At 65.3% G+C, this 26007-nt stretch carries 25 protein-coding genes and 3 pseudogenes; 15 read left to right on the top strand and 13 right to left on the bottom strand.

The genetic code is table 11. From position 1 onward, the window contains the following. Nucleotides 1-21: 21 nt before the first annotated feature. The gene (locus AC1Q7F_RS00140) at nt 22-1182 is read left to right on the top strand and encodes an acetyl-CoA C-acetyltransferase (protein ID WP_492502579.1); all 1161 of its coding nucleotides are present in this window, start codon (nt 22-24) and stop codon (nt 1180-1182) included. 44 nt (nt 1183-1226) lie between these two features. Next, the gene (locus AC1Q7F_RS00135) at nt 1227-2402 is read left to right on the top strand and encodes a serine hydrolase domain-containing protein (protein WP_492502578.1); all 1176 of its coding nucleotides are present in this window, start codon (nt 1227-1229) and stop codon (nt 2400-2402) included. A 290-nt stretch (nt 2403-2692) separates the two neighbouring features. Here AC1Q7F_RS00135 and AC1Q7F_RS00130 read toward each other — a convergent pair whose 3' ends face one another. From AC1Q7F_RS00130 to AC1Q7F_RS00120, 3 genes and pseudogenes are all read right to left on the bottom strand, one after another. Continuing rightward, a complete protein-coding gene (locus AC1Q7F_RS00130; protein WP_492503881.1) occupies nt 2693-2932 on the bottom strand; it encodes an IS3 family transposase in 240 nt (79 codons plus the stop codon). Between the two features lie 277 nt (nt 2933-3209). Then, a pseudogene (locus AC1Q7F_RS00125) lies at nt 3210-3320 on the bottom strand (helix-turn-helix domain-containing protein); the annotation flags it as partial. Between the two features lie 40 nt (nt 3321-3360). Further along, entirely contained in the window at nt 3361-4599 is a 1239-nt protein-coding gene (locus AC1Q7F_RS00120) for an NAD(P)/FAD-dependent oxidoreductase (protein ID WP_492502576.1), read from the bottom strand. Between the two features lie 168 nt (nt 4600-4767). Here AC1Q7F_RS00120 and AC1Q7F_RS00115 point away from each other — a divergent pair, with 168 nt between their 5' ends. Beyond that, the gene (locus AC1Q7F_RS00115; RefSeq protein WP_492502574.1) at nt 4768-5757 is read left to right on the top strand and encodes a cupin domain-containing protein; all 990 of its coding nucleotides are present in this window, start codon (nt 4768-4770) and stop codon (nt 5755-5757) included. A 4-nt stretch (nt 5758-5761) separates the two neighbouring features. Here AC1Q7F_RS00115 and AC1Q7F_RS00110 read toward each other — a convergent pair whose 3' ends face one another. Beyond that, nucleotides 5762-6652 (bottom strand): arylamine N-acetyltransferase family protein, encoded by an 891-nt coding sequence (locus AC1Q7F_RS00110; protein WP_492502572.1) that lies wholly within the window; start codon nt 6650-6652, stop codon nt 5762-5764. A gap of 210 nt (nt 6653-6862) precedes the next feature. Here AC1Q7F_RS00110 and AC1Q7F_RS00105 point away from each other — a divergent pair, with 210 nt between their 5' ends. Beyond that, nucleotides 6863-7183, top strand: coding sequence for a 2Fe-2S iron-sulfur cluster-binding protein (locus AC1Q7F_RS00105; protein ID WP_492502570.1), 321 nt, complete (start codon nt 6863-6865; stop codon nt 7181-7183). On the opposite strand, the gene AC1Q7F_RS00100 is transcribed toward AC1Q7F_RS00105, so the two are convergent. Genes AC1Q7F_RS00100 through AC1Q7F_RS00090 form a run of 3 tightly spaced genes read right to left on the bottom strand, consistent with a single transcriptional unit; the run spans nt 7172 to nt 9498 of the window. Next, nucleotides 7172-8419 carry an AtzE family amidohydrolase gene (locus AC1Q7F_RS00100; protein WP_492502568.1) on the bottom strand — a complete coding sequence of 416 codons (1248 nt, stop codon included), beginning with the start codon at nt 8417-8419 and terminating at the stop codon, nt 7172-7174. The genes AC1Q7F_RS00105 and AC1Q7F_RS00100 overlap by 12 nt on opposite strands. Further along, nucleotides 8416-8598 (bottom strand): hypothetical protein, encoded by a 183-nt coding sequence (locus AC1Q7F_RS00095; RefSeq protein WP_492502566.1) that lies wholly within the window; start codon nt 8596-8598, stop codon nt 8416-8418. Before AC1Q7F_RS00095 ends, AC1Q7F_RS00100 begins: the two co-directional genes overlap by 4 nt. A gap of 15 nt (nt 8599-8613) precedes the next feature. Next, nucleotides 8614-9498, bottom strand: coding sequence for an alpha/beta fold hydrolase (locus AC1Q7F_RS00090; RefSeq protein ID WP_492502564.1), 885 nt, complete (start codon nt 9496-9498; stop codon nt 8614-8616). A 365-nt stretch (nt 9499-9863) separates the two neighbouring features. Between AC1Q7F_RS00090 and AC1Q7F_RS00085 the strand changes: the two genes are divergently transcribed. From AC1Q7F_RS00085 to AC1Q7F_RS00060, 6 genes are all read left to right on the top strand, one after another. Continuing rightward, nucleotides 9864-12227 (top strand): TonB-dependent receptor, encoded by a 2364-nt coding sequence (locus AC1Q7F_RS00085; protein WP_492502562.1) that lies wholly within the window; start codon nt 9864-9866, stop codon nt 12225-12227. 14 nt (nt 12228-12241) lie between these two features. After that, nucleotides 12242-12817, top strand: a complete 576-nt coding sequence (locus AC1Q7F_RS00080) for an amino acid synthesis family protein (protein ID WP_492502561.1) — start codon at nt 12242-12244, stop codon at nt 12815-12817. A 124-nt stretch (nt 12818-12941) separates the two neighbouring features. After that, a complete protein-coding gene (locus tag AC1Q7F_RS00075) occupies nt 12942-14138 on the top strand; it encodes an amidohydrolase family protein (protein WP_492502559.1) in 1197 nt (398 codons plus the stop codon). A gap of 54 nt (nt 14139-14192) precedes the next feature. Next, on the top strand, nt 14193-14699 hold the full coding sequence (locus tag AC1Q7F_RS00070; RefSeq protein ID WP_492502557.1) for a flavin reductase family protein: 507 nt from the start codon (nt 14193-14195) through the stop codon (nt 14697-14699). Next, nucleotides 14696-16168: a 4-hydroxyphenylacetate 3-hydroxylase family protein gene (locus AC1Q7F_RS00065; RefSeq protein WP_492502556.1), complete on the top strand. Its 1473-nt coding sequence runs from the start codon at nt 14696-14698 to the stop codon at nt 16166-16168. Before AC1Q7F_RS00070 ends, AC1Q7F_RS00065 begins: the two co-directional genes overlap by 4 nt. 111 nt (nt 16169-16279) lie before the next feature. Then, nucleotides 16280-16810, top strand: coding sequence for a MarR family winged helix-turn-helix transcriptional regulator (locus tag AC1Q7F_RS00060; RefSeq protein WP_492502554.1), 531 nt, complete (start codon nt 16280-16282; stop codon nt 16808-16810). Between the two features lie 17 nt (nt 16811-16827). Here AC1Q7F_RS00060 and AC1Q7F_RS00055 read toward each other — a convergent pair whose 3' ends face one another. Both AC1Q7F_RS00055 and AC1Q7F_RS00050 read right to left on the bottom strand, forming a co-directional pair. Further along, a complete protein-coding gene (locus AC1Q7F_RS00055; protein ID WP_492502552.1) occupies nt 16828-17400 on the bottom strand; it encodes an aromatic-ring-hydroxylating dioxygenase subunit beta in 573 nt (190 codons plus the stop codon). Then, the gene (locus AC1Q7F_RS00050; protein WP_492502550.1) at nt 17387-18673 is read right to left on the bottom strand and encodes an aromatic ring-hydroxylating oxygenase subunit alpha; all 1287 of its coding nucleotides are present in this window, start codon (nt 18671-18673) and stop codon (nt 17387-17389) included. The genes AC1Q7F_RS00055 and AC1Q7F_RS00050 overlap by 14 nt, the downstream gene beginning before the upstream one ends. A 189-nt stretch (nt 18674-18862) precedes the next feature. Here AC1Q7F_RS00050 and AC1Q7F_RS00045 point away from each other — a divergent pair, with 189 nt between their 5' ends. The 3 genes and pseudogenes from AC1Q7F_RS00045 to AC1Q7F_RS00035 form a co-directional block, all read left to right on the top strand. Further along, complete coding sequence (locus AC1Q7F_RS00045) at nt 18863-19759, top strand: VOC family protein (RefSeq protein WP_492502549.1); 897 nt, start codon at nt 18863-18865, stop codon at nt 19757-19759. A gap of 90 nt (nt 19760-19849) precedes the next feature. Continuing rightward, entirely contained in the window at nt 19850-20275 is a 426-nt protein-coding gene (locus tag AC1Q7F_RS00040) for a 2-keto-4-pentenoate hydratase (protein WP_492502547.1), read from the top strand. A gap of 28 nt (nt 20276-20303) precedes the next feature. Continuing rightward, a pseudogene (locus AC1Q7F_RS00035) lies at nt 20304-20845 on the top strand (transposase); the annotation flags it as partial. Here AC1Q7F_RS00035 and AC1Q7F_RS00030 read toward each other — a convergent pair. The 4 genes from AC1Q7F_RS00030 to tnpA all read right to left on the bottom strand — a co-directional run bounded on the left by AC1Q7F_RS00030 (nt 20809) and on the right by tnpA (nt 23832). Beyond that, nucleotides 20809-21450, bottom strand: a complete 642-nt coding sequence (locus AC1Q7F_RS00030) for a plasmid pRiA4b ORF-3 family protein (protein ID WP_492502545.1) — start codon at nt 21448-21450, stop codon at nt 20809-20811. The pseudogene AC1Q7F_RS00035 and the gene AC1Q7F_RS00030 sit on opposite strands and share 37 nt — an antisense overlap. Continuing rightward, a complete protein-coding gene (tnpC, locus tag AC1Q7F_RS00025; protein WP_492502543.1) occupies nt 21447-23039 on the bottom strand; it encodes an IS66 family transposase in 1593 nt (530 codons plus the stop codon). Before tnpC ends, AC1Q7F_RS00030 begins: the two co-directional genes overlap by 4 nt. A gap of 77 nt (nt 23040-23116) precedes the next feature. Further along, on the bottom strand, nt 23117-23464 hold the full coding sequence (tnpB, locus tag AC1Q7F_RS00020; RefSeq protein WP_492502541.1) for an IS66 family insertion sequence element accessory protein TnpB: 348 nt from the start codon (nt 23462-23464) through the stop codon (nt 23117-23119). After that, nucleotides 23461-23832, bottom strand: a complete 372-nt coding sequence (gene tnpA / locus AC1Q7F_RS00015) for an IS66-like element accessory protein TnpA (protein WP_492503880.1) — start codon at nt 23830-23832, stop codon at nt 23461-23463. The genes tnpB and tnpA overlap by 4 nt, the downstream gene beginning before the upstream one ends. A gap of 206 nt (nt 23833-24038) precedes the next feature. Between tnpA and istA the strand changes: the two are divergent. Then, nucleotides 24039-25558 (top strand): annotated as a pseudogene (istA, locus tag AC1Q7F_RS00010) (IS21 family transposase). Nucleotides 25559-25569: 11 nt separating this feature from the next. Then, nucleotides 25570-25947, top strand: coding sequence for an ATP-binding protein (locus tag AC1Q7F_RS00005; RefSeq protein WP_492502539.1), 378 nt, complete (start codon nt 25570-25572; stop codon nt 25945-25947). The last annotated feature ends 60 nt before the right edge of the window (nt 25948-26007 follow it).

The following is a 26007-nucleotide window of genomic DNA, read 5'->3' as shown; positions in this document are numbered from 1 at the left end:
AACAGCATGGGAGTTCGACCGATGCCCGAAGCCTATATCGTGGAGGCCGTCCGCACGCCGGGCGGCAAGCGCAAGGGTACCTTGGCCGGACTACATCCGGCCGATCTGGGCGCCACCGTTCTGAATGCCCTTGTCGACCGGACCGACATCGACCCCGCCGCGGTGGAGGATGTGATTGTCGGCTGCGTGACGCAGGCAGGCGAACAGGCCTTCGCCTTCGGCCGCAACATGGTGATGGCATCGCGCCTGCCAGACAGCGTGCCGGCGGTGACGATCGACCGGCAATGCGGCAGTTCCCAGCAGGCCCTGCATTTCGCCGCCCAGGCCGTGATGTCCGGCACTCAGGATATCGTCATCGCAGCCGGTGCCGAAAGCATGACACGGGTGCCGATGCTGTCCAACATGACCCTGCATACCCAGGCGGGTTTGGGCAAAGGCCCGTGGAGCCCGGCGATCCGGAACCGTTACGGTGTTTCCAGCTTCAGCCAGTTCCATGGCGCGCAGGCCATGGCCGACAAGTACGGCTTCAGCCGCGAAGAGATGGACGCCTTCGCACTGGAGAGCCATCGCCGCGCCGCCAGCGCCATCGGGGCCGGCGCCTTCTCCCACGAGATCATCCCCGTTGCCACCGAAACCGGGCTTTTTATACAGGATGAAGGGGTGCGCTTCGACGCCTCGATGGAGGTGATGGCCACCGTGAAGCCCATTACCGAGGGGGGAACCATCACCGCTGCCAATGCCAGCCAGATGACCGATGGTGCGTCAGCGATCCTGGTGGCGAGCGAGGCGGGGATGAAGCGTTTCGACCTGAGGCCGCTGGCGCGGATCCACAACCTCACCGTGACGGCGGGAGATCCCGTCATCATGCTTGAGGAACCGATCCCGGCAACCCGCAAGGCCCTGGCCCGCGCCCGCATGCACCTGGACGATATCGACCTGTTCGAGGTCAATGAAGCCTTCGCCTCAGTACCGCTGGCCTGGATGAAGGCACTTGGTGTCGATCACGCCCGGCTGAACGTGAATGGCGGCGCCATTGCCCTGGGCCATCCGTTGGGGGCGTCGGGGACCAAACTGATGACGACGCTTGTCCACGCACTGCATGCCCGCCGCAAGAAATGGGGTCTGCAGACAATGTGCGAAGGGGGCGGCATCGCCAACGTCACCATCATCGAGGCGCTGTGATCGCGCCAGTGTTGCCGCCCCGGATCCAATCGAAGGACCGCTCCATGACCTGCACCCCATCCTTTCCCATCCGGCGTCCACTTTCCATCGATCCGTCGCGCGTGGCGCGATTGGTCGAGATCATGGACCGCGATATCGACGCTCTCGCCTATGACGGCGTGGCGCTGAAGGTCTCCATCGGCGACGAACTGGTGATCGATATCCAGCGCGGTTATGCCGATCGGGCGACCGGTACGCCCGTCGATGCGACGACCGTCTTTGCCTCGATGTCGACCGGCAAGAATTTTCTGGCCACGCTATTCCTGCATTATGTCGAACGTGGCCTGCTCAACCTGATGGCCCCGGTGGCCGAATTGCTGCCGGCGTTCGGGCAACGGGGCAAAGGCCGGGTTACGCCTTTCCATATTCTGACGAATACCAGCGGCATCATGGCGCAATCCCCGCCTCTGCCGGTGGCGCAAGCAGTGTCGAACCGTGCGATCTTCGACTATGTCTGCAAGGAGCGGCTGGAATTTCAGCCCGGCGAGCGGATCAATTATTCCATGGTCGCCGGTCACGCTGTCCTGGCGGAGATGCTGCTGGAGGTCGACGGGCGCCGACGCGGCCTTGCCCAACTTATGCATGAGGAGCTTTTCCAACCTGTGGGCATGACCAGCACTGCACTAGGTGGACGCGCCGATCTGGCAGCACGGATGGCGCCGATCGTCGCCCGCTTCAAGGAGCCGGGTGCGTTCCAGCCGGAGCGCATCAATGCGATTAACATGCTCTACAAGACCGAAGGGGCGGAAATTCCCGCCGCCGGCTACCTTACCTGCTCCCCAGACCTGCACCGGTTTGCCACTATGCTGCGCCGCGGCGGCGAGATCGACGGCTTCCGGTTCCTGTCACCGGCCATGCTGGAATGGTGCACCCGCGACCATACCGGCTTGGCCTCCAACGGGCTGCTCGCCTACGCTGCGGAGACCCGCGATTGGACGCTCTACCCCAATGGCACGGGCATTGGCTTCATTCTGCGCGGCGACAAACCCACCCACGGCCCCTTCTCGACCTTGGCGTCACCCCGCTCCTTCGGTGGATGGGGGGCGGGATCAACCTGCTTCTGGGTCGACCCGAAGCGCGACGTCGCGTTCAGCCTGCTGATGGCCGGTGTGATGGCCGACGATCGGCATGTTGAAAAAGCGTCCAGCTTTGGAGACATGGTTCTTGCCGCCATGTACTGATACCATGTGTGGACGGCCCTGTTTGAACAAGGGGTATGTTTGAGATGTGGTGTCGGGTTTGAGCCCCTGAGAGCCGCAACACCCCATGTTCCAGCCCCTCGTTCATGAGCATCTGGCGGTGCTGGATCGCCGCTACCTACGCCCATTTTCACTCTCTGTTGTTACCTATATGTTACCTGCGGGGTAAGAGGTAGGTTGGCCCCAGAACGACGAAAGCCGTTGATCTCTTTTGGAGATCAACGGCTTAGCCATGGATGCGGGGGCTCGCCTCGACCGACGTTATAATAAGCTTACCACATTGATCTAACTGGATATTTTCTACACGCCATCTTCTCTGATAGCAAACTCCGTCGGATTGGGGGCCAGAAACGGACGAGCGGGTTTTTGCGTTCGCAATAGGATACCGGACGGCCCATCAGCCGGCGCTCCCGTTTGCGATTGACGACTTGACCCTGGCGCCGCAGATGATGGGTCATCTGCTGACTGCCATACCAGGGCGTCTCCAGGAACTTGGCATTGATCAAGTGCATCAGCGTCAGGCTCTCAGCACTCTCGCCCCGTACCGGCCCGGAATAATGCGACCGGCTGATCAACAACAGCGCGCATCGCCGGACCACCAAGAAGCCGGGATGTGACCGATCCACGATCTCACGCCTCCGACAAGGGCTCATCTACCGGAGATCTTGCGCAAATAGCTTGTCCCGGACTCGATCCGGGATCCCGCCCCACCACCATCTGGCCGATCTTGGCGCGCGGGCGGTCGATCTCGGCGGCATCAGCAGAATCCTTCTGGGTAACATGTCAGTGTGGGCCGCCCCCGCGCTCGACCAAACCAGCCTTGCCATCAGTCTGGTGGCGGCGCCGCCATTGGCGTAGCGTCGGTCGTGAGATGCCACACCGACGGCAAACGAGGCCCACATCTCCATATCACTGCAAAAGGGCAATGAAGGCGCCACCATCAAGACAAGACTGACGCCAACAATTCTACCTCTGGATCAACGAGCATGTCGGGATCAACCCTGGCCCCGGCGGCCACCAGCGCGCGGCCCTGCATGAAATCCTTCGGTGCGCCCAGGCAATCCAGCGCGATCAGCCGCCCCTGCCTCAGATAGGCGGCGGTCAGGGGAGTTGCCCCGGCCCGCCCCCGCACCACGACGCAGTCGTGACCGGCGCAAAGCCCCGCCGTCTGCATCTTCACCCCATACTGGTTCGACCAGAACCATGGCAGGGCGTTATAGGGCTGCGGCCGGCCCAGAATGACCTCCGCCGCTGTCTTGGCTTGGTCGATGGCGCTCTGCACCGATTCCAGGCGGATTTTGGCCTCCGCATGATTGTTGGGATGCAGGGCGCAATCACCGATGGCCATCACCTGCGAATCGGCCGTCCGGCAGAATGCGTCCACCCGTACCCCGTTGGGGCAATGCAGGCCGGCCTCGCGCAGTGGCTCAACATTGGGAATGATGCCGATGCCGACAATGACCAGATCCGCCCCGATGATATCACCGTCGGACAGGACGACGCCCGTGACCCGCCCGTCTCGGCCGGTCAGTTCCACCACACCCGTGGCCAGCCGCACCTCCACCCCATGGTGGTGATGCAGATCAAGAAAGAAGCCTGAAACAACGGGGGACGTCACGCGGGCCAGCAGCCGTTCCTGCATCTCCAGAATGGTGACGCCATGCCCCATGCCGCGCAGCACCGCCGCCGCTTCCAGCCCGATATAGCCGCCGCCGACAATGACTACCCGCTGTCCCGCTTGGGTGAGGTCAGCCTTGATCCGGTCGATATCCGCCACCGCACGCACATGATGCACCCGCCGCAGCCCCGCGCCCGGACAGGAGAGGCGACGGGGCCGTCCGCCCGCCGCCCAGACAAGGGTGCCATAGGCAACGGCGTCCCCGCCTTCCAGCATCACGACCCGCCCCACCCTGTCCACGGCGGTCACGGCCTGGCCCAGCCGCATCTCCACCCCGCGCTCCGCCCAGAATTCCGGCTTGCGAAGCAGCAGCCGCGCCGCCTCGCGCTTGCCGGCCAGATAATCCTTGGTTAAAGGCGGGCGCTCATAGGGCGGTATCGGCTCATCCCCGATCATCACGATCGGCCCCGCATATCCGCCCTGGCGCAGCGACTGCGCCAACTGCGCCGCCGCCTGCCCCGCCCCAGCCACCACGACCGGCCCCGTGCCATGCTCCATCATCCTTGCCCCCACGCGTCTATGACACTTATCTGGTGTTTACATTGCTTTGTAACAAAGCTATTATCTTAACCATATTCACGTGCTCCCCTGCCGGTCCTGGCCGGAACCGCAGTAACGGTCGCAAGAGCCGGCGGAACGGGTGGCAATGGCGACAGGTGGGGGCAAGAGATGCACGCGATCCCAGACATTCCCCTTCAATCCTCCACGCTGCTGGACACCTACGACCTGGACTGTGCGCAGGCCACGGTGGCCAAGGTGCTGAAAAAGCACGACATGCGCTGTCTGGACCGGACGCGGGACCACAAGACGCGCCTGAACTGCCTGAAGCTGGCGGATGTCTCGCTGGTCTATCTGCACTACGGGTCGAACATGGTGGTGGAACCGGGCCCCATGAACGATTTCCACCTGCTGCACATGAACCTGGAGGGGGAATGCGGCATCCAGTACCGAAACAAAGAGATCGTGGCGGCCAGCGGCCGCACCTTCCTCTGCTCCCCGTCCCGTCCCACGCGCTTCCGCTGGCGCCCCGACAGCCGGGTGCTGGCCGTCCGCATCGACAAGCAGGCCCTGAATCAGCATTTCCAGGCCATGACCGGCCTGCCGGTGCAGCGGGAGATTGAGTTCGAACCGGAACTGGATCACGGCACCCCCCAGGGCATGCGCTGGTTGTCGCTGTTGAACTTCATCGACCAGGACAGCCGGCAGCCGGATGGCCTCTGGTCCAGCCGGGCCGGAGCCGGGCAGCTGGCGGGCCTGCTGATGACCACCCTGCTGATGGGCCAGCCCGGTTCGCATCAGGATCTGGTGAACCGGCCGCTGTCGCCGGCGGCCCCGCGCTATGTGAAGCGGGCGGAGGAATTCATGCTGGCCAACATCCAGCAGCCGCTGACCCTGGCCGATCTGGCGGATCATGTCGGCGTCAGCCCCCGCTCGTTGACCAACGGCTTTCGTGAATTCCGGGGCGCCAGCCCCATGGCCTATTTCACCAATCTGCGCCTGGAGCGGGCGCATGAGGAGCTGACGGTGGCGCGGGCCACGACAACGGTAACTGATGTCGCCAACCGCATCGGTTTTCAGCATCTGTCGCATTTCGCCAGCCTTTATCGCCGCCGCTACGGGATCAAACCTTGCGAGACCCTGCGCCGTCATCGCAACTGACGGCTCAGAAATTGCTGCCCGCGGCGTCTTGCTGGGGCATCTGGTCCACGATCTCCGCCGACAGGCCGAACCCCTCCACCAGCAGTGTCGGCAGGTCGGCCTGATCCACGTCCGTGGCCATCAGGGTGCCCGCCGCGTCAACCTTGCACAGCTTGCCCCGGCCATAGGTCCACACCCCGTCATCGCGGTTCTTGCGGATATAAAGCGCGTTGTTGAAGATGCTGAACCGCTTCGTCGCCTCGTTGCGATAGGCGAAGAAGGCGCCGCTCAACCCCCGCAGCCAGATCACCACCGTCAGCGGATTGCGCGAATGGCCGGGCCGCCAGCCCACGCTGCCATCGCCGGGTGACCAGATGCCATGGGCGGGACTGTCCTGGGCCGTGGCCACGCCGTCGATCAGTTCCAGCGCCGCCTCCGCACCCAGCGACGGATCGGCGCGAAACAGCCGCCCGTCAATATGCACATCCACGGCCCCATGGGCCGGACTCATCGGGTCGGGCACTTCCGGCATGGTGCCGGCGATGCGCTCCGCCTCGAACCCGATCAACCGCAGCAGGCCGAACAGCGCCTCCGATGACGGCCAGCATCCACCCGATGTGCCATGGCGCAGGAAGCCTTCGAAGAAATCATTGGGGTCCTGGACTGGGAAGGCGCCCGTGCGTTCCTGCGCGATATGGATGCGCTTCTGGACATTGTCATAGCCGACACGGCGCGCCCATTCCTTCATGACCCGGTCCAGCGTTTCACGTGTCGGTTCCGGCCGGCCGCTGAAGCCGAACCGTTCCAGCACCCGTTCGAACACGCCTTCGCGCAGGTCGGTATGGTCGGTCGGGCCGTCGTAATTCACGGGGATCGATCCCGGGCGATAAGGGTTGGGCGACATCGTCTCTGCCATCATGTCCATCCTGTCGGGGGGGCGGGCCGCGCCAAAGGGGGAACGGCGACCAGGGCACTGTACGGGGCGGACAGGGGTGCGCTCTAACGCGTTCCGGCAGCACCGGACGGGATCAGGCAGCCATCTGTCCTCAAGCCAGAGACAGCCCCTTCAAGCCCGCCCTGCCCGGTGGCAAGTCAGGACATCCCCATCAGCCGGAGTGTCCGACCCATGCCACGCGTCACCTTCATCAACAGCGACGGGCAGATCCGAACCCTGGATGCTGGCGAGGGCGAAACCCTGATGGAGGCGGCGCGCGGGGCGGGGATTGAGGAAATCCTGGCCGAATGCGGCGGGGCCTGCGCCTGCGCCACCTGCCATGTCCATGTCGATCCGGCCTGGATGGGCGCGTTGACGCCAGCGGCGGGCGGCGAGGTGGAATTGCTGGATTATGTCACCGAACCCGGCCCCACGGCCCGCCTGTCCTGCCAGATCACGCTGACGGCGGCGCTGGATGGGCTGCTGGTCCGTCTGCCGCGTTCACAGCAATAGGCGGGCGGCCGCGAACAGCAGGTCCTCCCGCCAGGGTGCGGCGATCAGTTGCATCCCGGTGGGCAGCCCCCCCACTGTATCCACCGGCACCGTCAGTACCGGCAATCCGGCGAAGGAAATGGGCTGCGTGAACAAGCCCAACGCCGCCCGCATCGGCAGCACCGTATCGCCCAGCCGCATTTCCTGCTGATCGATGGGCGGTGCCAGACAGGGCACGGCGGGCGCCAGGATGATGTCGATATCGGCAAAGATGGAGGTCAGGCGGCGGGCATAGTGCCGACGCAGCCGCTGTGCCCGGTCCACCCATTCATAGGGAACGGCGAGTCCCGCCGCCAGCCGGGCGCGGCAGGCCGGGTCCATGCTGGCATAATCGTCGGTCAGTTCGGCGCGGTTGACGCACGCCCCCTGCGCCGCCGTCAGGACATAGGCGCCCGCCCGCGCCTCCGCCGCCAGCGGCAGATCGATCAGGCCCACGGCGTCCAATCGCCGCGCCGTGTCGGTCAGGGCCAGGGTCACCGCCGGCTCCAGGCACTGGTTGAAATAGCCGCCGGCCAGCGCGACGCGCGGCCGCCTTGGCCGGACGGTGGGCAAATCCGGGGCGGCGGCACTGGCCGGATCGGTGGCATCGAACCCGTCCAAAACGGCGAACACCCGCTCCAGCATGTCCAGGTCACGGGCCAGCAGGCCTGTATGGTCCAGATCATGCGATAGCGGCCAGCAGCCGGTACGGCTCAGCCGTCCATAAGTGGGCTTCAGGCCCCAGACACCGCACAGGGCCGCCGGGACCCGGATGGAGCCATTGGTGTCGCTGCCCAGCGCGAACGGCACCACGCCCGCCGCCACCAACGCCGCCGACCCGCCCGACGATCCGCCGCACAGCCGCGACGGGTCGTGCGGGTTCAGCGCGATGCCATAGCAGGCTGTGCTGGTGGCGAAGCCATAGGCCAGCGCGTCCATGTTGCTGGTGCCCAGCAGCACGGCGCCCGCCGCCCGCAGCCGTGCCACCAGGGTGGCATCGCGCACCGCCGCCCGCGTCCGGAATCGGGGTGGAGAGGCCGCGACCGTCGGTTCCCCCTCGATATCGAACAGATCCTTGGCGAAGTATGGCACGCCAGCCAACGGCCCCGTCCCCCCGGCATCCCGGGCGGCGCGGGCCGGCATCAGCCGGCCCACCCAACCCTTGCCTGACAGGATGCTGGCCTTGGCCGTCGACAAGGCGCTGGCCGTGGCCATCATGGCTGAAAGCGCGTGGCGGGCACGGCCTCCTCCGGCAGGCGGGCGGCCATCAGCAGGCGCGCGAACTCACCCAGGACCCGTACCGCGTTTTCGACGGCCGGGTCCTGCAATGCGGCCACGCGCGGCGCGTCCGCGATGGTTCGCACCAGCATGCCACCGCTTGCCAGCTCCAGCTTCATCGCCGTCTCCGCCGTTCAGTTGTTGAACAGATAGTCGAGCGAGATGCGCGTGAACGCCTCGGGATACTCCATCATGGCCCAGTGGCCGCAATGGGGCATGATGTATCCCGCGCTGTTCTCGATCAGCTCCAGCAGGCGATGGGCGCTGGACAGCGGCACGACCGCGTCCTGCTTGCCATGCAGGACAAGGGCCGGATGCTTCAGCCGGGCGATGAACGCGTCGGGCCGGTGCAGCCCGCCCTCCTGCTTGATCCAGCCCATGAACGCCGAGTAGCCGCGCCGCACCTCGGGATCAATGGAAAGCTGGTGGCGGTAATGGATCAGGTCTTCGGGCGGGTTGAAATCGGGATTGGCCAGCGACCCGATGATGCGGCGGATACCGTCCACCGTGAAATCATACTCGGTCAGGGCGCGCAACGGGGCCACGATGCCGGTCTTGATGCCGGCGCTGCCCATCAGGATGACCTTGTTCACCAGATCGGGCACCAGCTGTGCCGCGCCGATTGCCGTCAGCCCGCCCGTGGAATTGCCCACCAGATTGACCGGGCCGCTGCCCAGCGCCTTGATAAAATCGGCCAATTGCCGGTCGCGCGCATCCTGGGAATAGGTGAAATGGACGGGATCGGGCACGTCACTGCGCCCGAACCCGACCAGATCTATGGCGATGGCGCGGCACTGTCTGGCGAACAGCGGCAGACAGGCGCGCCAGTTGCCCCAGCCATCAGCCCCGGCCCCGCCGCCATGGATCAGGATGGTCGGCACGCCTTCGCCCATCTCGACATAATGGGTCAGGATACCGCCGGCATCCAGATAGCGGCTTTGCGGGCGCGCGGCCTCGATGCTGTTGCCGTCGGCGATGGCGACCGTCCGGCCAGGACGCGATGCGGGCGCGATGGTCATGCTGTCTTCCTCGGATGGATTGAAGGGGGGTGCGGGTGGCATTGCCGGACCCGTCGCCGCCACAAGAGCCACTGGCCGGGGACCCGCGCAATCGGCGGATGACGGGCCGGGACGGTTTGGTACCGGATTGCGCTAACCGCTGCCGGGGCGTGTCAAACTGGCGTGATCGCGTAATTCCCTTCCGGCAGCAAACGCGCAATCTTCCAGGGCGACGGAGGACACCGCAGCCCGCAACGACCGCCGCCAGCTCCAGTTCCAGACCATGCCCGCCAACCCGCCACCATCACGAAGCGGGCACGGGGCTTGGTGCGTCCGGCGGACGGGCAATGGCAATCAACACGATAGACCCGAACGGAACCATGAGGATGATCAACAAACCCACGCGAGATTTCGGCCGCCTTGCCTGGCACCGTTCCGGCCCCGCCCTGCTGGCCTCCGCCCTTGCCCTTGCAATGGCGGCTCCGGCGATGGCCCAGGATGGGGGGGATGGTGAGCTGCTGCTAGAGGAGATCGTCGTCACTGCCCGCAAGCGGGTGGAGAAGATGCAAGACACCCCGATCTCGATCGCCGCCTTCAGCGAAGCGGGGATCGAGGCGCGGCAGGTGCAGCAGATTGCCTCCATCGCGCAGTTCACCCCCAACCTGACCTTTGAAACGGCAGCCCCCATTTCCGGCAACAGCGCCGTGGCCGTGATGTTCATCCGCGGCATCGGCCAGGTTGAATCCATCCCGACGGTCGATCTGGGTGTCGGCCTGTATGTCGATGGCGTCTATCTGGCCCGGTCGGTGGGCGGTGTGGTCGATCTGCTGGATGTGGAACGGGTGGAGGTGCTGCGCGGTCCGCAGGGCACCCTGTTCGGCCGCAACACCATCGGCGGCGCTATCAGCATCACCACGGCCAAGCCCGACTATGAAGCCGGCGGCAGCGTCAGCCTGCTCTATGGCACCGACGACCATATTGTGGCCAAGGGCAGCGTCAATGTCCCCCTAGCCAACGACGTGGCGGCCAAGCTGTCGGCGGCGCGGGAGGTGCAGAATGGCTATGTGAAACATGACAGCGGCACCAGCACGGGCGACAAGGACCGGTCTACCGGCCGCCTGGCGCTGCGGGCGCAGCCGTCCGACACCCTGACCATTGATGCCGCCTTCGACGTGACGCGCGAACGGACCAATGGTGCTGCTTATGTCCTGTCCGACGCCAACGCCGCCGGCTTCTATCCGCAGGGGCCGGATGGCGTGCCCACGCCGTTCCCGGCCGACCAGAAGGCGGGCCTGTTCCCCTTCTTCCACAATGTCGTGCTGAATGGTGCCACCTGCGCCGGCGGCGTGCCGCCCGCCACCAACCCGCCGGCCCTGGCGCAATGTTTCGGCCAGCACTGGGTGTCGCCCGGACTGAACCGTGACTATGCGACCCGTAAACCCAATTCCGACCTGGATATCTGGGGCGGCTCGGTCAATGTCAGCTGGGATCTGGACGCCGTTGAACTGCGCTCCATCACCGCCTACCGCGACGTGGAAAGCGCCTACAATATTGACCAGGACCACACACCCGTCGATATCGCCTATGTCGATACGCTCAGCAATCAGTGGCAGTTCAGCGAGGAGCTGCAACTGTTGGGCAAGGCCTTCGATGACCGGCTGAACTACCTGTTCGGCGCCTTCTACTTCAAGGAGAAGGGCACCAGCCTGGAGCATGTCACCTTCCCCGTGGCGGATTTCCAGAGCGGCGGTTCCATCGACAATGACAGCATCGCCTTCTTCGCGCAGAGCACGGCGCAACTGGCCGAAAGGTTGAGCCTGACGGGCGGCATCCGCTTCACCCGCGACGCCAAGCGCTTCCTGCCCAACCAGTATGTGATCAGCACTCAGATCGGCATTCCCGCCGGCACGCCTCTGCTGCCGAATGTGGAGGTGGAGCGGGTGTTCAAGAAATGGACCCCCATGGTCAACCTCGCCTACCGCTGGGACGAGGAATTGATGACCTATGCGACCTATTCGGAAGGTTTCAAATCCGGCGGCTTCACCCAGCGCGTGTTCCCGCCCATCGCTCCGGCACCGGGCCAGGACCCGCGCGAGGTCATCCCCTCCTTCGCGCCGGAAATCGCCAAGGTGAAGGAGGTGGGCTTCAAATCCGATCTGGCCGGCAAGCGCCTGCGGCTGAACGGCGCCCTGTTCCACACCATCTACCGCGATGTGCAGGTGACGGTACAGAACGTCTCGGTGGCTCCCATCATCCTGAACGCCGCCAAGGCCCGTATCGCCGGGGGCGAGCTGGAATTGACAGCGGTGCCCGTGGAGGGGCTGCAGATCGAGGGCTCCATCGGCTACACCGACGCCGACTACAAGGAAACAGCCCCAGGCGCCCAGGTGACGGCGGACAGCAAGCTGATCAAGACCCCGGAATGGAGCCTGACCGGTGCCGTCTCCTACGCCTTCCAGACGGGCACGGACTGGACCGTGACCCCGCGCCTGGACTGGTCCTACCGCTCCGGTGTTCAAAACAACTCCATCAACTCGCCCCAGGCCTATCAGCCCGGCTACCACCTCGTTGATGCCGGCATCGCCGTCGATAACGAGGATGCCGGCTGGACGGTGCTGGCCCGGGTTCGCAACATCGGGGACAAACGCTTCATCTCCGGCGCCTTCAGCGACGATATCAGCCTCGGCCTGACCGAACTGGTTCTCGACCGTGGCCGCGAATGGTCGTTGTCCGTCCGCAAGCGCTTCTGACGCGGAGGAAGCCCATGAAGATCATCAAACTGTTGAGCTTTATCGAAGAAAGCTTCGTTGAGGCCGGCCAGGACGCCGACCGGCTGCTGCGCAAGGTGGTGGTGGCCGGCATCGTGGAAAATCCCTATGCCGGCCGGCCTTTCCAGCAGGACCTGTCCATCCTGATCGAGGGCAGCCACGCTGTCGGCCACGCCATCACGCGGCGCGGCGTTGAACTGATGGGGACGGAGAGGGTGGAAAGCTACGGCAAGGGGGCCATTGTCGGCCTGGCCGGGGAGCAGGAGCATGGCGTCGCCATGCTCACCACCATCTTCGGGGACATCATGCGTGATGCCGTGGGTGGTGGTGCGGCCTGGGTATCGTCTGCCACCAAGATCGGCGGGCCGGGCACCAGCATCGACATCCCCCTGGCCTACAAGGATGCGCTCTATGTCCGCTCCCACTACGACGCGATGAGCGTGACGCTGCATTCCGCCCCCCTGCCCAGCCAGATTGCCGTGATCTGCGGCTTTGCCAATCGCGGCCGGCTGAACCAGCGGGTGGGCGGTGTGAAGAAGGAAGAAGCCAAGGGTCTGGATGGGCTGAGATAGAGCTGTTTCCGGGTAACCGGAAGCAGCTCCGGCGGCGACTGCCGCCGCGCCGCACATGCGGCGTAGCCAAGCCGCCGGATGGCGGCGCCGGCGACTGAGGAACAAGTCTAAAGGAGACCGGGGCATGAAACTCGCCATCGTCAATATCGCCACCATCGTCAGTGGTGATTACCGCGACCCCTTCGTGGCTGGTGACACGATCCTGTGCGAGGACGGGCTGATCCGTTCCGTCAGCACGGCCGATGCCGCCGCCGTGGAAGCGGCGGATATCGTCATCGACGCGCGCGGCGGCACCGTCTGCCCCGGCTTCATTGACAGCCAGGTGCACAACACCTTCGGCGACTATACGCCCCGTCAGAAGACCGTGGGGTTCCTGGAAAGCTATGTCCATGGCGGCACCACCACCAGCATCAGCGCCAGCGAGGTGCATGTGCCGGGCCGTCCCCGCGACCCGGCGGGGGTCAAGGCCCTGGCCCTGGCGGCCCATAAATGCTTCGAGCATTACCGGCCGGGCGGCATGCGCGTGCATGCCGGTTCGGTGATCCTGGAACCGGGGCTGGTAGAGGCCGATTTCAAGGAGCTGCGCCGCGACGGCGTCTGGCTGGCCAAGGCCGGGTTCGGCAATTTCCCCAGCCCCTTCGACTATGCCCCCCTGATCGGCTGGGCGCGGGCGGCGGGGATGATCACCACCGTCCATACAGGCGGGGCCTCCATCCCCGGCTCCTCCCCCATTCGCGCCGCCCACCTCCTGGCCATGCGTCCACACGTCTCCTTCCACGTCAATGGCGGGCCGGTGGCCCTGCCCGATGCGGAATATGAACTGCTGACGCGGGAAAGCGACATCGCCCTGCAGGTCTGCACCGCCGGCAATCTGCGCACCACGATTGTGTGCGCGGAACTGGCGCGGCGGCACGATCAGTTCCACCGCTTCCTCATCGCCACCGACACCCCAACCGGCAGCGGCATCATGCCCCTGGGCATGATCTACACCATGATCAATCTGGCCTCGCTGACCGACATGCCGCCGGAATGGTTCATTGCAGCCTCCACAGGCAATGTCGCGGACATCTATCGCCTGAATTGCGGCCGCCTGCGGCCCGGGCGCGATGCCGATCTGGTGATCATGGATGCCCCCGTCGGCGCCACGACCGATACCGCCCTTGCCGCCATGAAGAATGGTGATCCGCCCGGTATCGGCGCCGTCGTCACCGCTGGCATCCCCCGCTTCGTGGGCCGCAGCCGCAACACCCCGGCGCCGACGCGCATGCCTCTGGTGGCCCGGTGCAGCCTGCCGCTGGACCTGTCGGGCGCCGGCCATTGACGCTCGCCTTGATAGCTTTGTTAGAAAGCCATCTTTAAAAAGGGAGAGATCCGCATGAACCCGCCGGATGACCCGCGTGCCCTGCGTACCCTTTTCGGCCGTTTCGCCAGCGGCGTGGTGGTCGTCACCTGCGGCGGCGGAACGGAGGTCCATGGCATGACGGCGAATTCCTTCGTCTCCGTCTCGCTCTCCCCGCCCCTGCTGCTGATCGGCATCAGGCGGGAAGCGCGGATGCATGAACGGATGCGGGCCGAGCCCCATTTCGGCATTTCGGTGCTGGCGGAGGATCAGGGCGACCTGTCCCGACATTTCGCGGGTCAGCCCGTGCCGGGCCTCACCCCGCGCTTCGTCGAACGGGCCGGCGTGCCCGTCCTGGCCGACAGTCTGGCCTGGATGGCCTGCACGCGCCATGACCAATGGACGACCGACACCCACACCTTGTTCATCGGCCGGCTGCTGGATGGCGGCCATGCCAGGGAAGGCCGCCCGCTGCTGTTCTATGGCGGCGGCTATCATGCCCTGCCCCGGCCTCCCCTCCCGCTTGAAGGATACGAAGCATGAAAGCGATCAAGGATGGCGACCGCCATATCAACAGCCTGCGCGACGGCCGCACGGTCCATCTGGACGGAACGGTGGTGGGCGATGTCACGCAGCATCCGGCCTTCCGCAATGCCGTGCGCTCCGCCGCCGCCCTCTATGACATGCAGGCCCTGCCGGAGAATGTGGAGCGGATGACCTTCACCTCCCCCACTTCCGGCGGGCGGGTGGGGCGGGCCTGGCAGATACCCCGCAACCACCGGGAAATGGTGGAACGGCGGCAGGCGCTGGTGGAATGGGCGCGGATGCATGGCGGCTTCATGGGCCGGTCGCCCGACCATGTCGCGTCGGCCCTGACCGGGCAATATATGGGGCTGGACCGGTTTCGCGCGGCCAACCCCCGTCTGGCCGCCAATTTCGCCGCCTATTACGAACAGGCGCGCGATGCCGACCATTACCTGTCCTACGTCATCATCAACCCGCAACTGGACCGCTCCAAGACGACCGGCGATCAGGCCTTCGACGATGTGATCATGCGGGTGGTGGACGAGGACAGCAGCGGCATCACTGTGCGCGGGGCCAAGATGATGGGAACCGGCACCATCATGTCAAACGAGCTGTTCGTGGCCAATCTGCAGCCCCTGCGCAAGGGGGAGGAAGACTACGCTGTCTCCTTCGCCATCCCCATGGACACGAACGGCCTGAAGATTCTCTCCCGCAAGTCCTATGAGGCGCATGCCGTCAGCGGTTTCGACAATCCGCTGGCCAGCCGTTTCGATGAGAATGATGCACTGATCTGGTTCGAGGATGTGCATGTGCCCTGGGACAGGGTGTTCGTCTACCGCGACACCGACATGGCGCGTGACCAGTTCCATGGCACGCCGGGTCACATCTTCCAGAATTACCAGGCGCAGATCCGCCTGATGGTGAAGCTGAAATTCCTGGTCGGCGTGGCGCGGCGGCTGACCGATACCTTAGGCACCACCTCCCTGCCACCGGTACAGTCGATCCTGGGCAAGCTGGCGTCCGATGCGGCGGCGGTGGAGGCCTTCGTGGCCGGCATAGAGGCGGGGGGCGAAGAGGCAGGCGGGGCCTGGCTGCCCAACCGCCACATGCTCTATGCCGCCCAGGTTTTCACCCAGGAACTCTATCCCCGCTTCATCGACATGATCCGGGAACTGGCGGGCGGATCGCTGATCATGCTGCCCTCCTCGGCGGCCGATTATGGCGACCCGGCCCTGGCCGCCACCATCGACCATATCCAGCAGTCAGTGGCCTGCACCCCGCGCCAGCGGGTGCGGTTTCTTAAACTGGCCTGGGACGCGCTGGGATCGGAATTCGCCAGCCGGCATCTGCAATATGAGATGTTCTATGCCGGCGCGCAGTTCGTGACGCGCGGTCACAGCTTCCGCACCTATGACTGGCAGGGGGCGGGAGCCTTGCTCGATAGCGTCATGGGCACAGGCGATACGGGTGAGGTGCCGGCGAAATGATCGCCGGCACTTGCACAATGAAGGGGCTGTGAACGATATAAGGCGAAAAAGGTGTAACGGCGGATGGATCAACGGACGGTGGAAAATGGTGGCCGGAAGGATGAAGGCCCGATGACTGCGGCAGCCACGGTGACGCGCGGCGAACTGCTGCTGGACGGGCGCGACGACGCGTTCCGGGCCTTCGTACATTCAGCATTGGCCTTCAGCAGCCGGTTGACGGCGGTGCGCGATGGGTTCGGGCGGCTGATCGGGCTGACCGGGCCGCAATACACGATCCTGGTCTCCATCGACCATCTGCAGGAACTGGGCGATGTCAATGTCAAGACTGTGGCCGAGCATCTAAGCCTGTCGGGCACTTTCGTCACGACCGAGGTCAATAAGCTGGTGACCAAGGGTTTGGTGCGCAAGCTGCGCGACACCAATGACAACCGCCGCGTCCTGCTGATGACCACACCGACTGGACGACAGCGGCTGGCGGAGCTGTCACGGGTGCAGCAGCCCGTCAATGACGTCCATTTCGGGTCTCTGACGGCGGCTGATTTCGCGGTCCTGCGCCGCCTGATGCCGATCATGGTGGCCGACACCGAGCGCGCCCTGGACCTGCTTGAACGACTGCAACGGGAGGGGCCACCGGGGGCGTAGCAACTACGCCCCCGGTCCTACAGCAAAGTCGGCAGTTCGATCCCATCCAGGCTGTTCAGCAGCACCGCCCGCTTCACCTTGATCCGCCATCCCTGGGCCGACGGCGTCAGCCAGTAATCCAGAGCGACGACATAATCCACCATCGGCCGCCCGGTGCGGTGCTCAAAGACATGGGCATTGGCCATCACCCGCCGGTCCTCGCCCATGGCCCAGGCCTCCACATTGCTGATCAGGTGCCGCATGCGCCGGTCGGGTTCCTGATTATGGGCGAAGCCGGTGCGCAGACGGGCAATGCGGTCTTCCAGCCGGCGGCGGTCGTCAAAAGCGATATTCACGGTACCGCGCGGGTCCGCCGCATCATCCATCGGCACCCAGTAGATACCGTCATCGGCGACCAGCGACAGCCAGCCGGTGAAATCCCGCCGGTCCAGCAGCCGCGCCTCATGATGGAGGAAAGCGGCGCATTCGGCGGTCAGACCGGCATCCGTGGCCGGCCCCAGCGCCGCCCCTTCCATCCGCCAGCGCAGCAGCGCGGCATAATCGATCCCGTTCTGTTGGCAGGCCACCACGGCTTGATCATTCGACGACAAGCTTCACCTCGTTTTCCATGATGTGGCGATAGGCCATCAGGTAATTGCGCATCGGCCCCTCGTCGGTGGGCCGCACCGGGGTGCCCTGCCCGTCCGCGACGCCCAGATGCAGGCCACGATCCATGAACACCCATTCCGATTCCGGCGCCTGCAACCCTTCCCAGCAGCGCTCGAACGATTCCATGTCGTCCACCTCGCCGAAATTAGGGAAATCCTCGGCGATACGCATGCGCAGCTCGTTCACCTCCGGCTCGGCACCGGCCAGTACCGTGGCGTACCAGGTCAGCTGCGTGCGATCATGGGCCAGTGGCTCCACCACCTGGATCTGGTTGCCGATGATCAGCAGGTTGGGGAAGATGTTCAGGTTGATGCCGGCACCGGGTGCCCCTTCCAGCGCCAGATGTGCGCCGTCCTGCCCAAGCCGCTCCACCAGCGCCCCCGCCAGATGTTCGCCGCCCGGCGTGGGCCGCGCCCGCTCCCACAGCGACGGGCCCATGCCCGGCCGCTGGTGCAGGACCCCGTGACCGAACGGGAAGGTGCGGCAATACATGGGGCTTTCGTCCGGGTTGCGGGCGAAATGTGACCCGCCCTTGCCCGTGCCGTTGCGGATGCGCGTCATCTCGAACAGCGACCGGTGGCCGAAGGCGGGGTGATAGCCGTCGGCGGCATTGTCCCAGGCCAGCTTCCAGTTGCCATGATAGGTGCCGCGATAGGCGCCTGACCGCACGATCAGATCCCGGCCCGGGGCCCGGTCGATGAACCGGTCCAGATACTCCGCCGCGCCGCCCAGATATTCCGTCAGCGACGGCATGTCGGGGTTCAGCGTGCCAAAGATGAAGCCACGATAAATCTCAACGCGCGGGATACGCCGCAGACCCCGACCCCGCTTGTCCGGCGGCGCACCATAGGCGTCGGCGAACGGAGCGGCCAGCAGATCGCCATTATTGCGGTAGGTCCAGCCATGATAGGCGCAGGTAAAGCGGCTGGCAGTCCCGCTGGCCGCCTGACAGACCGTCGCCGCCCGGTGCTCGCAGCGGTTATACAGCGCATGCACGATACCTTGGGCATCGCGGGTGACGATCAGCGGCCGCAACCCCATCCGCACCCGCTTGAAGCTGTTGGGCTCCGGCAGTTCCGAGGCATGGCAGAGATAGGTCCAGGTCCCCCCGAACAGCTTGCGCATCTCATCTTCGAAGAAGGAGGGGTCGGTATAGATGGACCGATGCACCCGATCCGCCTGGATCAACCTGTCCCAATCGCGCTCGCCGCTCATCGCCTGTTCCGCCCTTGGCCTTTGTCACGGGGGATACTGTATCGGCGGGTGGCGGCGGGCCGCTAACAGGTCCGGGAAGGGATGATCGTGATCCGGCAAAATTGCGGTTCCATATCCCGTTCCCACCCTTTGCCGCATCCGCGCCCGATCCTACAAACCTGGGGCGGATCACAAGCAAGGGAGGCAGGAATGGCCGTCACACAGCTGGGATATGTCGGTATCGGCACCACGCAGATGGAGGCCTGGCGCGAAACGGTCACGGGCGTCATCGGGGCGGAAATCCTGGACACGGCTCCGGGTGACGATGCGATGCGCCTGCGCATTGACAGCATGCATCACCGGCTTGCCATCCGCCCCTGCGACCATGACGACGTGCTCTATGCCGGCTGGCAGGTGGAAAGCGCGCGGGAGATGGACCGGTTGGTCGCCGGCCTGGCGGCGGCGGCGGCGGACCCGCAGGAAGGCAGCCCGTCGGACTGCGTCGACCGGCGGGTGGACCGGCTGGTGCGTTTCAAGGACCCGGAAGGCTATGCCAACGAGCTGTATCTGGGGCCGGCGCATGTCACCGACCCGCTGCGCCCCAGCCTGCCTGTTTCCGGCTTCACGGCGGGGGACCTGGGTTTGGGCCATATCGTGCGGCATTGTCGGCGCTATCGGGAGATGGTGGAATTCTATGTCGATATTCTGGGCTTCCGGATATCCGACCGCATCGTCTGGGCCGATATGGACGGCACCTTCCTGCGCTGCAATCCCCGTCATCACAGTCTGGCCCTCCTGAACGAATCTCTGGGCATGGGCAGTGGGGAGACGAACCATGTGATGCTGGAATATGCCAGCCTTGACGATGTCGGCCGCGCCTATGACCGGGTGCTGCGCCACGGTGATCCGGTGATCATGAGTCTGGGCCGGCACAGCAATGACGCCACGACATCCTTCTATTTCGTCTGCCCCTCCGGGATGGGCATCGAGCTGGGTTCGGGCGGTATTCTGGTGGATGACGCGAACTGGCAGGTGAAGACCTACAACACCACCCGCATCTGGGGCCATCTGCTGCCCCACGAACGAAGCTGGGTGGCCGGCGGCTGATCCTTCCCCCTTCAAGGAACCCCAATCCATGGCCTCTCCCACCTATGAAGATCTGGCACGGCGTCTGCGGACGCCTATGGGAGCGGCGCGGTGCCGCCGCTGCGCGACGGACTGGACCCGCTGAACGCCACCGGCGCCTACGCGGTGCAAACCATCAACACCCGGTTCTGGCAGGCGCAGGGGCGGCGCATCGTCGGCCGCAAGGCGGGCCTGACGGCCAGGGCCGTGCAGACACAGCTGGGCGTCGACCAGCCGGATTTCGGTGTGCTGTTCGACGACATGCGTATCCCCGATGGCGGCCGCCTGGACCCCGCCCGCACCTTGCAGCCCAAGGCCGAAGCGGAGGTGGCGCTGGTCCTGAGCAACGGCCTGACCGATCCCGATACGGGGCCGGAACAGGTGGCCGCTGCCGTCGCCTCCGCCCATGCCGCGATCGAGATCGTGGACAGCCGCACGCCGATTGGAAGATCAGCTTCCCCTGACCTGCTCCCTGGAAATGTGTCCGATGTGAAGTAGAGTCCTCCTGACCGAGGAGGGCTATGAGATGAAGAAGAGCCGTTTCAGCGAGGAGCAGATCATCGGGATCCTGCGGGAGCAGGAGGCCGGTCATAAGACGGCGGATATCTGCCGTCGGCACGGGATATCAGAGGCGACATTCTACGCCTGGAAATCGAAATATGGCGGGTTGGAGGTGTCTGAGGCCAAGCGCCTGAAGGGCTTGGAGGATGAGAACAGCCGTCTGAAGAAGCTTCTGGCCGAAGCGATGCTGGACAACGCCATGCTGCGGGAGGTAGCGGGAAAAAAGTGGTGAGGCCCGCCGCACAGCGCCGGACGGTCGCCCATCTGCGGGCGACGTTCGGGGTGAGTGAGCGGCGGGCCTGCTCTGTTCTGAAGGTGCATCGCCGGACGATCCGCTACCGGTCGCGTCGGGGGGATGACGGTGCCTTGCGGCAAAGGCTGCGGGAACTGGCATCGGAGCGGCGGCGGTTTGGCTACCGGCGTCTGGGCTGTCTGCTGGCCCGGGAGGGGATGGCGGTGAACCGTAAGCGTCAGCTTTTCCCCGCGTCTTTTTTGTTTTTGAGGCGTTTGGCGGCGGCGTTTCTGCGGTTTGCGATGCGGCTGAGGGCGTACTGCATCGGGATTTCGTCGATGGTGTTGGGATCATACTCGTCGAGCCATTCGGCGATTTCGGCATGATCGGGATGGTCTGTGTCGGCCAGGATGGCGAGCATGTCGTAGAACCCTGGGATGCCGCCGCAATCCTCTGGCGGCGCATTGCGTTCACCGCCGAGATAGCGGGGATATCCCAGGCCGAGATCGCCTTGACGGATGCGGGTGATGATCAGCCGGTGTTCCCAATTGTCCCCGAAATCATAGAGATAATCGATGCGGGTGCGGCGGGGTTTCAGGATATCGCGCAGGCGGACCTTGGTAGCGTCATAAAGGCGAGCGGTTCCCCAATCCTCGTCGGATGGCAGGCCATAGCGCCGGTCGTCCAGGGTGAATTCCCAGAGATGATAATCGAACCAGCCCATGGCGACCTGGACGATGTCGTGCAACACCTTCAACGTGACGGAGGTGGGCACCTCCAGTTCACGCCAGATCAGGGGATCGCTATCCTTCAACTCGATGCGCAGGGTGGCGATCTCGTGGAAGGATGTGGTACCGGGGGATGGGGCGGCCTGGCTCATGTCGGCGATTGTAGCGCCGGATCCTGCCAGTTCCAGGGGAGAAGTTCGTCCAGGCGGTTGATCGGATGGCCCCTGGCCATGCGGTCGATGGTATCGGCCAGCCAGGCCTCCGGGTTCAGCCCGTTGAGCCGGGCCGTCTCCAGCACGGTGTAAAGGTCGGCCGCCCGCTTGCCGCCGGCCTCGGAGCCCAGGAACAGAAAATTCTTCCGCGTCAGGGCGATGGTGCGCAGGCTGCGTTCGGCCGGATTGTTGTCGATGCCGATCCGGCCATCCCCGGTATAGAGCAGCAATGCCGTCCAGCGACCGAGCGCGTATTGGATGGCCTTGGCCAGGGCGGTCTTTGCCGACAGGCGGCCAGCTTGGTTTTCCAGCCACGCCTTCAGGTCGGCCAGCAGCGGCACGGCCAGGCGTTGGCGGGTATCTCGGCGCTCCTCGGCCTTCTGTCCGGTGATCTCCGCCTCGATGACATAGAGGGCGGCGATCCGCGCCAGCGCCTCGCCCGCGACCGGGGAGCCCGTCGCCTCGAACAATTCATGGAATTTGCGCCGCGCATGGGCCCAGCAGGCCGCATGCCGGATGGCGGGCTCCCCGTCCTGCAACCCGGACACGGGATCGGGCGGCGCGCGGGTCAAGGCAATATAGCCGCTGAACGCATCGGCCTGGATCACCCCCTTGTAATCGGCCAGATGTTCGCGCGGGCGTTCGCCCTTGCGGTCCGGGCTGAACCGGTACCAGGCCGCCGGCGCCCGGTCCCCGCACCAGGGTCGCTCATCCACCAGATAGGTCCAGAGCCGACCCGTCCGGGTACGCCCCTGTCCCGGTGCCAGCATCGCCACCGGCGTGTCGTCGGTATGGATGACCGGGCCACCCCGCACATAGGCCCCGATCCGCTCGGCCAGCGGCGCCACCCACCAGGCCGCGTGCCCAACCCAGTCGGCCAGGGTGGTGCGTTCGATCTCAATGCCCTCACGGGCCAGCATCGCCGATTGCCGATAAAGCGGCAGACCATCCAGATATTTGGCCACCACCACCTGGGCGATCAGCCCCGGACCCGGCCGCCCGCGCGTGATCGGCAGATCGGGCGACGGGGCCTGCACAATGGTGGAACAGGTCCGGCAGGACAGTTTCGGCCGCACATGCCGGATCACCTTCAGGCGGGCCGGGACCTTCTCCAGAATTTCGGTCACATCCTCGCCCAGGGGCGAGAAATGCCGCCCGCCGCAACCAGGACAGACATCGCCCGGTGCATGCACCACATCCTCACGCGGCAGATGCGGCGGCAAGGGCTGGCGCACCGGCTGTATCCGGGGCCGTTCCGGGCGGGGCTTGTCTGACCCGCTCTGTACCGGGGCCGCGGCCTCGCCTTCCTCCAGATCCTCCAGCAGCAGTTCCAGCTGCGTGATCCGACCGTCCAGCTTCTCCGACGAGGCGCCAAACCGCTGGCGCCGCAACGCGGCCAGTTCCAGCCGATACCGCTCGATCAGCAGCTTCGCACCCGTCAATTCCGCCCGCGCGGAGGCCAGTTCCGCCTCCCGCTCCGCCAATGCCGCCCGCAGCCGGGCAATCTCCTGGGCGCTGTCCTGTATCATCCGGGCAGTATACCAAAGCGCCGTTTGCCAGGCATTCCGCAGGGCCCCATCCGCCCTGAGTCAGATCGCCACGGTCCTCAGCACGCCGCCTCGGGCGACCAGCTGCGCAACGGGTTCCGCCAGTCGATCCCCTCCAGCAGCATCGATAACTGGGCCGGGGACAGCGATACCGTCCCGTCAACCGCCCGCGGCCAGACAAACCGGCCCTTCTCCAGCCGCTTGGCAAACAGACACAAACCCTGGCCATCCCACCAGAGAAGCTTCACCCGGTCGCCACTGCGCCCCCGGAACGCGTAGAGCGCACCGCCATGCGGATCCAGTCGCAGCATCGTCTGAACCTGCGCCGCCAAGCCATCCATCCCCTTGCACATGTCCGTCACACCGCACGCCAGATAGACCCGGACCGGGCCGGATGGCCCGATCATCGCTCCAGCACCGTCAGCACCCCACCCAGCAGCGACAGATCGACAGCACCGCGCAGCCGCACCACCACACCCGATGGCAGCACAAGCTCAATCATGCCATCGCCCCCGCTATCCGCTGTCGGCACAGCAGAGGACGGACAGGGTGGTGCCACGGGCGGCACCGATGCTGGCTGCGGCAAGGCAAGGGCATCCCGCTCGACAACCACCGGCGCGAACCCCGTCAACTCACCGCGGCGCAACTGGCCCCGCCACGTGTAGAATTGCCCGCTGCCAACGCCATGCCGCCGGCATACAGCCGACACCAGGGCCCCCGGCGCCATCGCTTCCGCCAGAATGCCCAGCTTCTCCTCAACGCTCCATCTGCGGATTCCGACGCAAGTCGGGCCAGCATTCCGACACGAAAGCGGCCATGATTCCGATTTGAAGCCGGTCCACCGTTCCGATTTGAAGTCGGGCCATTTTCCGACGTGAATTCGATCAGTTTGCTGGGTTGAGATTGCCCTTGTGTCAGCACCCCTGGCGCATCCTTGCCCTTTTGGATTGGAGGGTTTGGATGCCGGCGAAGAGGCTGACGATGCGGAAGATAAGAGAGCTGCTGCGGCTGAAGTCTGCCGGCGGCATGAGTGACCGGGCCTTGGCTCAGCGGATTGGCGTCGCGCGCAGCACGATGACGGACTATCTGGAGCGGTTGTCGGCGGCGGGACTGAGCTGGCCGTTGCCCGACGACGTTACCGACGCCGTCCTGGAGCAGCTTCTGTTCGTGCGGGCAGGTTTCAAGCCTGGCGCGCGGCGGCGCGTTGAGCCGGACTGGGCGCATCTGGCGGGGAGATGCGGCGGCCCGGCGTGACGCTGCTGATCCTGTGGGAGGAATACCGTGCGGCCGAGCCCTCCGGGTACGGCTATAGCCGGTTCTGCGAGCTTTACCGGGAATTCGAGCGCCGGCTGGCGCCGACGATGCGCCAGCATCATGTGGCCGGCGACAAGCTGTTCGTGGATTTCTCGGGTAAGCGGGTGCCGATCGCCGATCCTGTGACGGGCGAGGTCAAGGACGCGGAACTGTTCGTGGCGGTGCTGGGCGCCTCGAACTTCACCTATGCGGAGGCCTGCTGGACCCAGGCTTTGCCGGACTGGATCGGAGCGCATGTCCGGCTGTTGTCGTTCCTGGGCGGGGTACCTCGGCTGTTGGTCCCTGACAATCTGAAGTCCGGCGTCCACAAGGCGTCCTTCTATGATCCGGAGATCAACCGCACCTACGGTCGTCTGGCGGCGCATTACGGGTTCAGCGTGCTGCCGGCCCGGCCGTCGCGCCCGAAGGACAAGGCGAAGGTGGAGGCCGGGGTGCGGTTCGCCCAGACCTATATTCTGGGCCGGCTGCGCCACCGGACATTCTTCTCGCTGGCCGAGGCCAATGCCGCGATCGGCGAGATGCTGGATCGGATGAACGGCCATGTCATGCGCCGGATCGGTGTCAGCCGCCGGCACCTGTTCGAAACGGTGGAGCGGCCGGCGCTGACGCCCCTGCCGACCGAACCCTATGAATATGCCGAATGGAAGCTGGCCCGGGTCGGGGTCGATTACCATGTCGACATCGAGCATTTCTATTACTCGGTCCCCCATGTGCTGATCCGCCAGCAGGTGGATGTGCGGCTGACGGCGCGGACGGTGGAGATATTCCACGGCGGCCGGCGGGTTGCCGCCCATGCCCGCCGTTATGGCGGCCCCCGGCATGGGACCGATCCCGACCATATGCCGGCCCATCATCGCCATTATGCCGACTGGTCGGCCGAGCGGTTCCTGACCGAGGCCGGCCGGATCGGGCCGAACACGGCCGTGCTGTTCACCGCCATCCTGGCGCAACGGCGCCATCCCGAACAGGCCTTCCGCAATTGCCTGGGTATCCTGCGGCTTTATCGCGGGGCCGGAAGCGTGCGGGCCGAGGCGGTCTCCGCCAGGGCGCTGGAGATCGGCGCCCTGGCCTACCGGAGCATCGCCTCCATCCTCGACAACAATCTCGACCGTCCAGCGGCCAAGCCGGCTGACGACACAATGCCGCTGCTGCACAGCAATCTGCGCGGCCCCGGCTATTACCACTGAGGAGATTCCTGATGCTGTCCCATCCCACCATCGACCTGCTGCATGAGCTGGGCTTGCCCGGCATGGCGAAAGGGTTCAAGGCCCTGTCGGCCAATCCCGAGGCGGCCACCCTCGGCCATGCCGAATGGCTCGGCCTGCTGCTCGACCAGGAGATCACCGCCCGCAACCAGAAACGGTTCGAGGCAAGGGCCAGGCGGGCCAAGCTCCGTCATGATGCCTGCGTCGAAGATGTCGATTACCGTGCCGCCCGCGGCCTGGACCGCAGCCTGTTCCTGCATCTGGCAACCAGCAACTGGATCCGCGACCACCAGAACCTGATCATCACCGGGCCCGCCGGGGTCGGCAAGAGCTGGCTGGCCTGCGCCTTGGGCCGTACGCGTCCGGTGTGAGCCGCCTTGTGTTTGGTGGTCGGTAGCTGGGAGTCTTTGCGTAAGCGCGATAGCGCGGAC

The sequence above is a fragment of the Niveispirillum sp. GW835-FHT14G11 genome, assembly GCF_058793615.1.
This window is presented reverse-complemented; position numbering and strand designations above follow the sequence as displayed.

What these genes read in the sequence shown, in the direction of transcription:
- AC1Q7F_RS00105 (WP_492502570.1), top strand. Translation starts at nt 6,863, where the DNA reads ATGCCACGCGTCACCTTCATCAACAGCGACGGGCAGATCCGAACCCTG.
- AC1Q7F_RS00120 (WP_492502576.1), bottom strand. Translation starts at nt 4,599, where the DNA reads ATGATGGAGCATGGCACGGGGCCGGTCGTGGTGGCTGGGGCGGGGCAG.
- AC1Q7F_RS00065 (WP_492502556.1), top strand. Translation starts at nt 14,696, where the DNA reads ATGAAAGCGATCAAGGATGGCGACCGCCATATCAACAGCCTGCGCGAC.
- AC1Q7F_RS00005 (WP_492502539.1), top strand. Translation starts at nt 25,570, where the DNA reads ATGCTGTCCCATCCCACCATCGACCTGCTGCATGAGCTGGGCTTGCCC.
- AC1Q7F_RS00060 (WP_492502554.1), top strand. Translation starts at nt 16,280, where the DNA reads ATGACTGCGGCAGCCACGGTGACGCGCGGCGAACTGCTGCTGGACGGG.
- AC1Q7F_RS00080 (WP_492502561.1), top strand. Translation starts at nt 12,242, where the DNA reads ATGAAGATCATCAAACTGTTGAGCTTTATCGAAGAAAGCTTCGTTGAG.
- AC1Q7F_RS00140 (WP_492502579.1), top strand. Translation starts at nt 22, where the DNA reads ATGCCCGAAGCCTATATCGTGGAGGCCGTCCGCACGCCGGGCGGCAAG.
- AC1Q7F_RS00050 (WP_492502550.1), bottom strand. Translation starts at nt 18,673, where the DNA reads ATGAGCGGCGAGCGCGATTGGGACAGGTTGATCCAGGCGGATCGGGTG.
- AC1Q7F_RS00110 (WP_492502572.1), bottom strand. Translation starts at nt 6,652, where the DNA reads ATGGCAGAGACGATGTCGCCCAACCCTTATCGCCCGGGATCGATCCCC.
- AC1Q7F_RS00085 (WP_492502562.1), top strand. Translation starts at nt 9,864, where the DNA reads ATGATCAACAAACCCACGCGAGATTTCGGCCGCCTTGCCTGGCACCGT.
- AC1Q7F_RS00115 (WP_492502574.1), top strand. Translation starts at nt 4,768, where the DNA reads ATGCACGCGATCCCAGACATTCCCCTTCAATCCTCCACGCTGCTGGAC.
- AC1Q7F_RS00135 (WP_492502578.1), top strand. Translation starts at nt 1,227, where the DNA reads ATGACCTGCACCCCATCCTTTCCCATCCGGCGTCCACTTTCCATCGAT.
- tnpB (WP_492502541.1), bottom strand. Translation starts at nt 23,464, where the DNA reads ATGATCGGGCCATCCGGCCCGGTCCGGGTCTATCTGGCGTGCGGTGTG.
- tnpC (WP_492502543.1), bottom strand. Translation starts at nt 23,039, where the DNA reads ATGATACAGGACAGCGCCCAGGAGATTGCCCGGCTGCGGGCGGCATTG.
- AC1Q7F_RS00130 (WP_492503881.1), bottom strand. Translation starts at nt 2,932, where the DNA reads ATGCACTTGATCAATGCCAAGTTCCTGGAGACGCCCTGGTATGGCAGT.
- AC1Q7F_RS00100 (WP_492502568.1), bottom strand. Translation starts at nt 8,419, where the DNA reads ATGATGGCCACGGCCAGCGCCTTGTCGACGGCCAAGGCCAGCATCCTG.
- AC1Q7F_RS00045 (WP_492502549.1), top strand. Translation starts at nt 18,863, where the DNA reads ATGGCCGTCACACAGCTGGGATATGTCGGTATCGGCACCACGCAGATG.
- AC1Q7F_RS00070 (WP_492502557.1), top strand. Translation starts at nt 14,193, where the DNA reads ATGAACCCGCCGGATGACCCGCGTGCCCTGCGTACCCTTTTCGGCCGT.
- AC1Q7F_RS00090 (WP_492502564.1), bottom strand. Translation starts at nt 9,498, where the DNA reads ATGACCATCGCGCCCGCATCGCGTCCTGGCCGGACGGTCGCCATCGCC.
- AC1Q7F_RS00095 (WP_492502566.1), bottom strand. Translation starts at nt 8,598, where the DNA reads ATGAAGCTGGAGCTGGCAAGCGGTGGCATGCTGGTGCGAACCATCGCG.
- AC1Q7F_RS00075 (WP_492502559.1), top strand. Translation starts at nt 12,942, where the DNA reads ATGAAACTCGCCATCGTCAATATCGCCACCATCGTCAGTGGTGATTAC.
- AC1Q7F_RS00030 (WP_492502545.1), bottom strand. Translation starts at nt 21,450, where the DNA reads ATGAGCCAGGCCGCCCCATCCCCCGGTACCACATCCTTCCACGAGATC.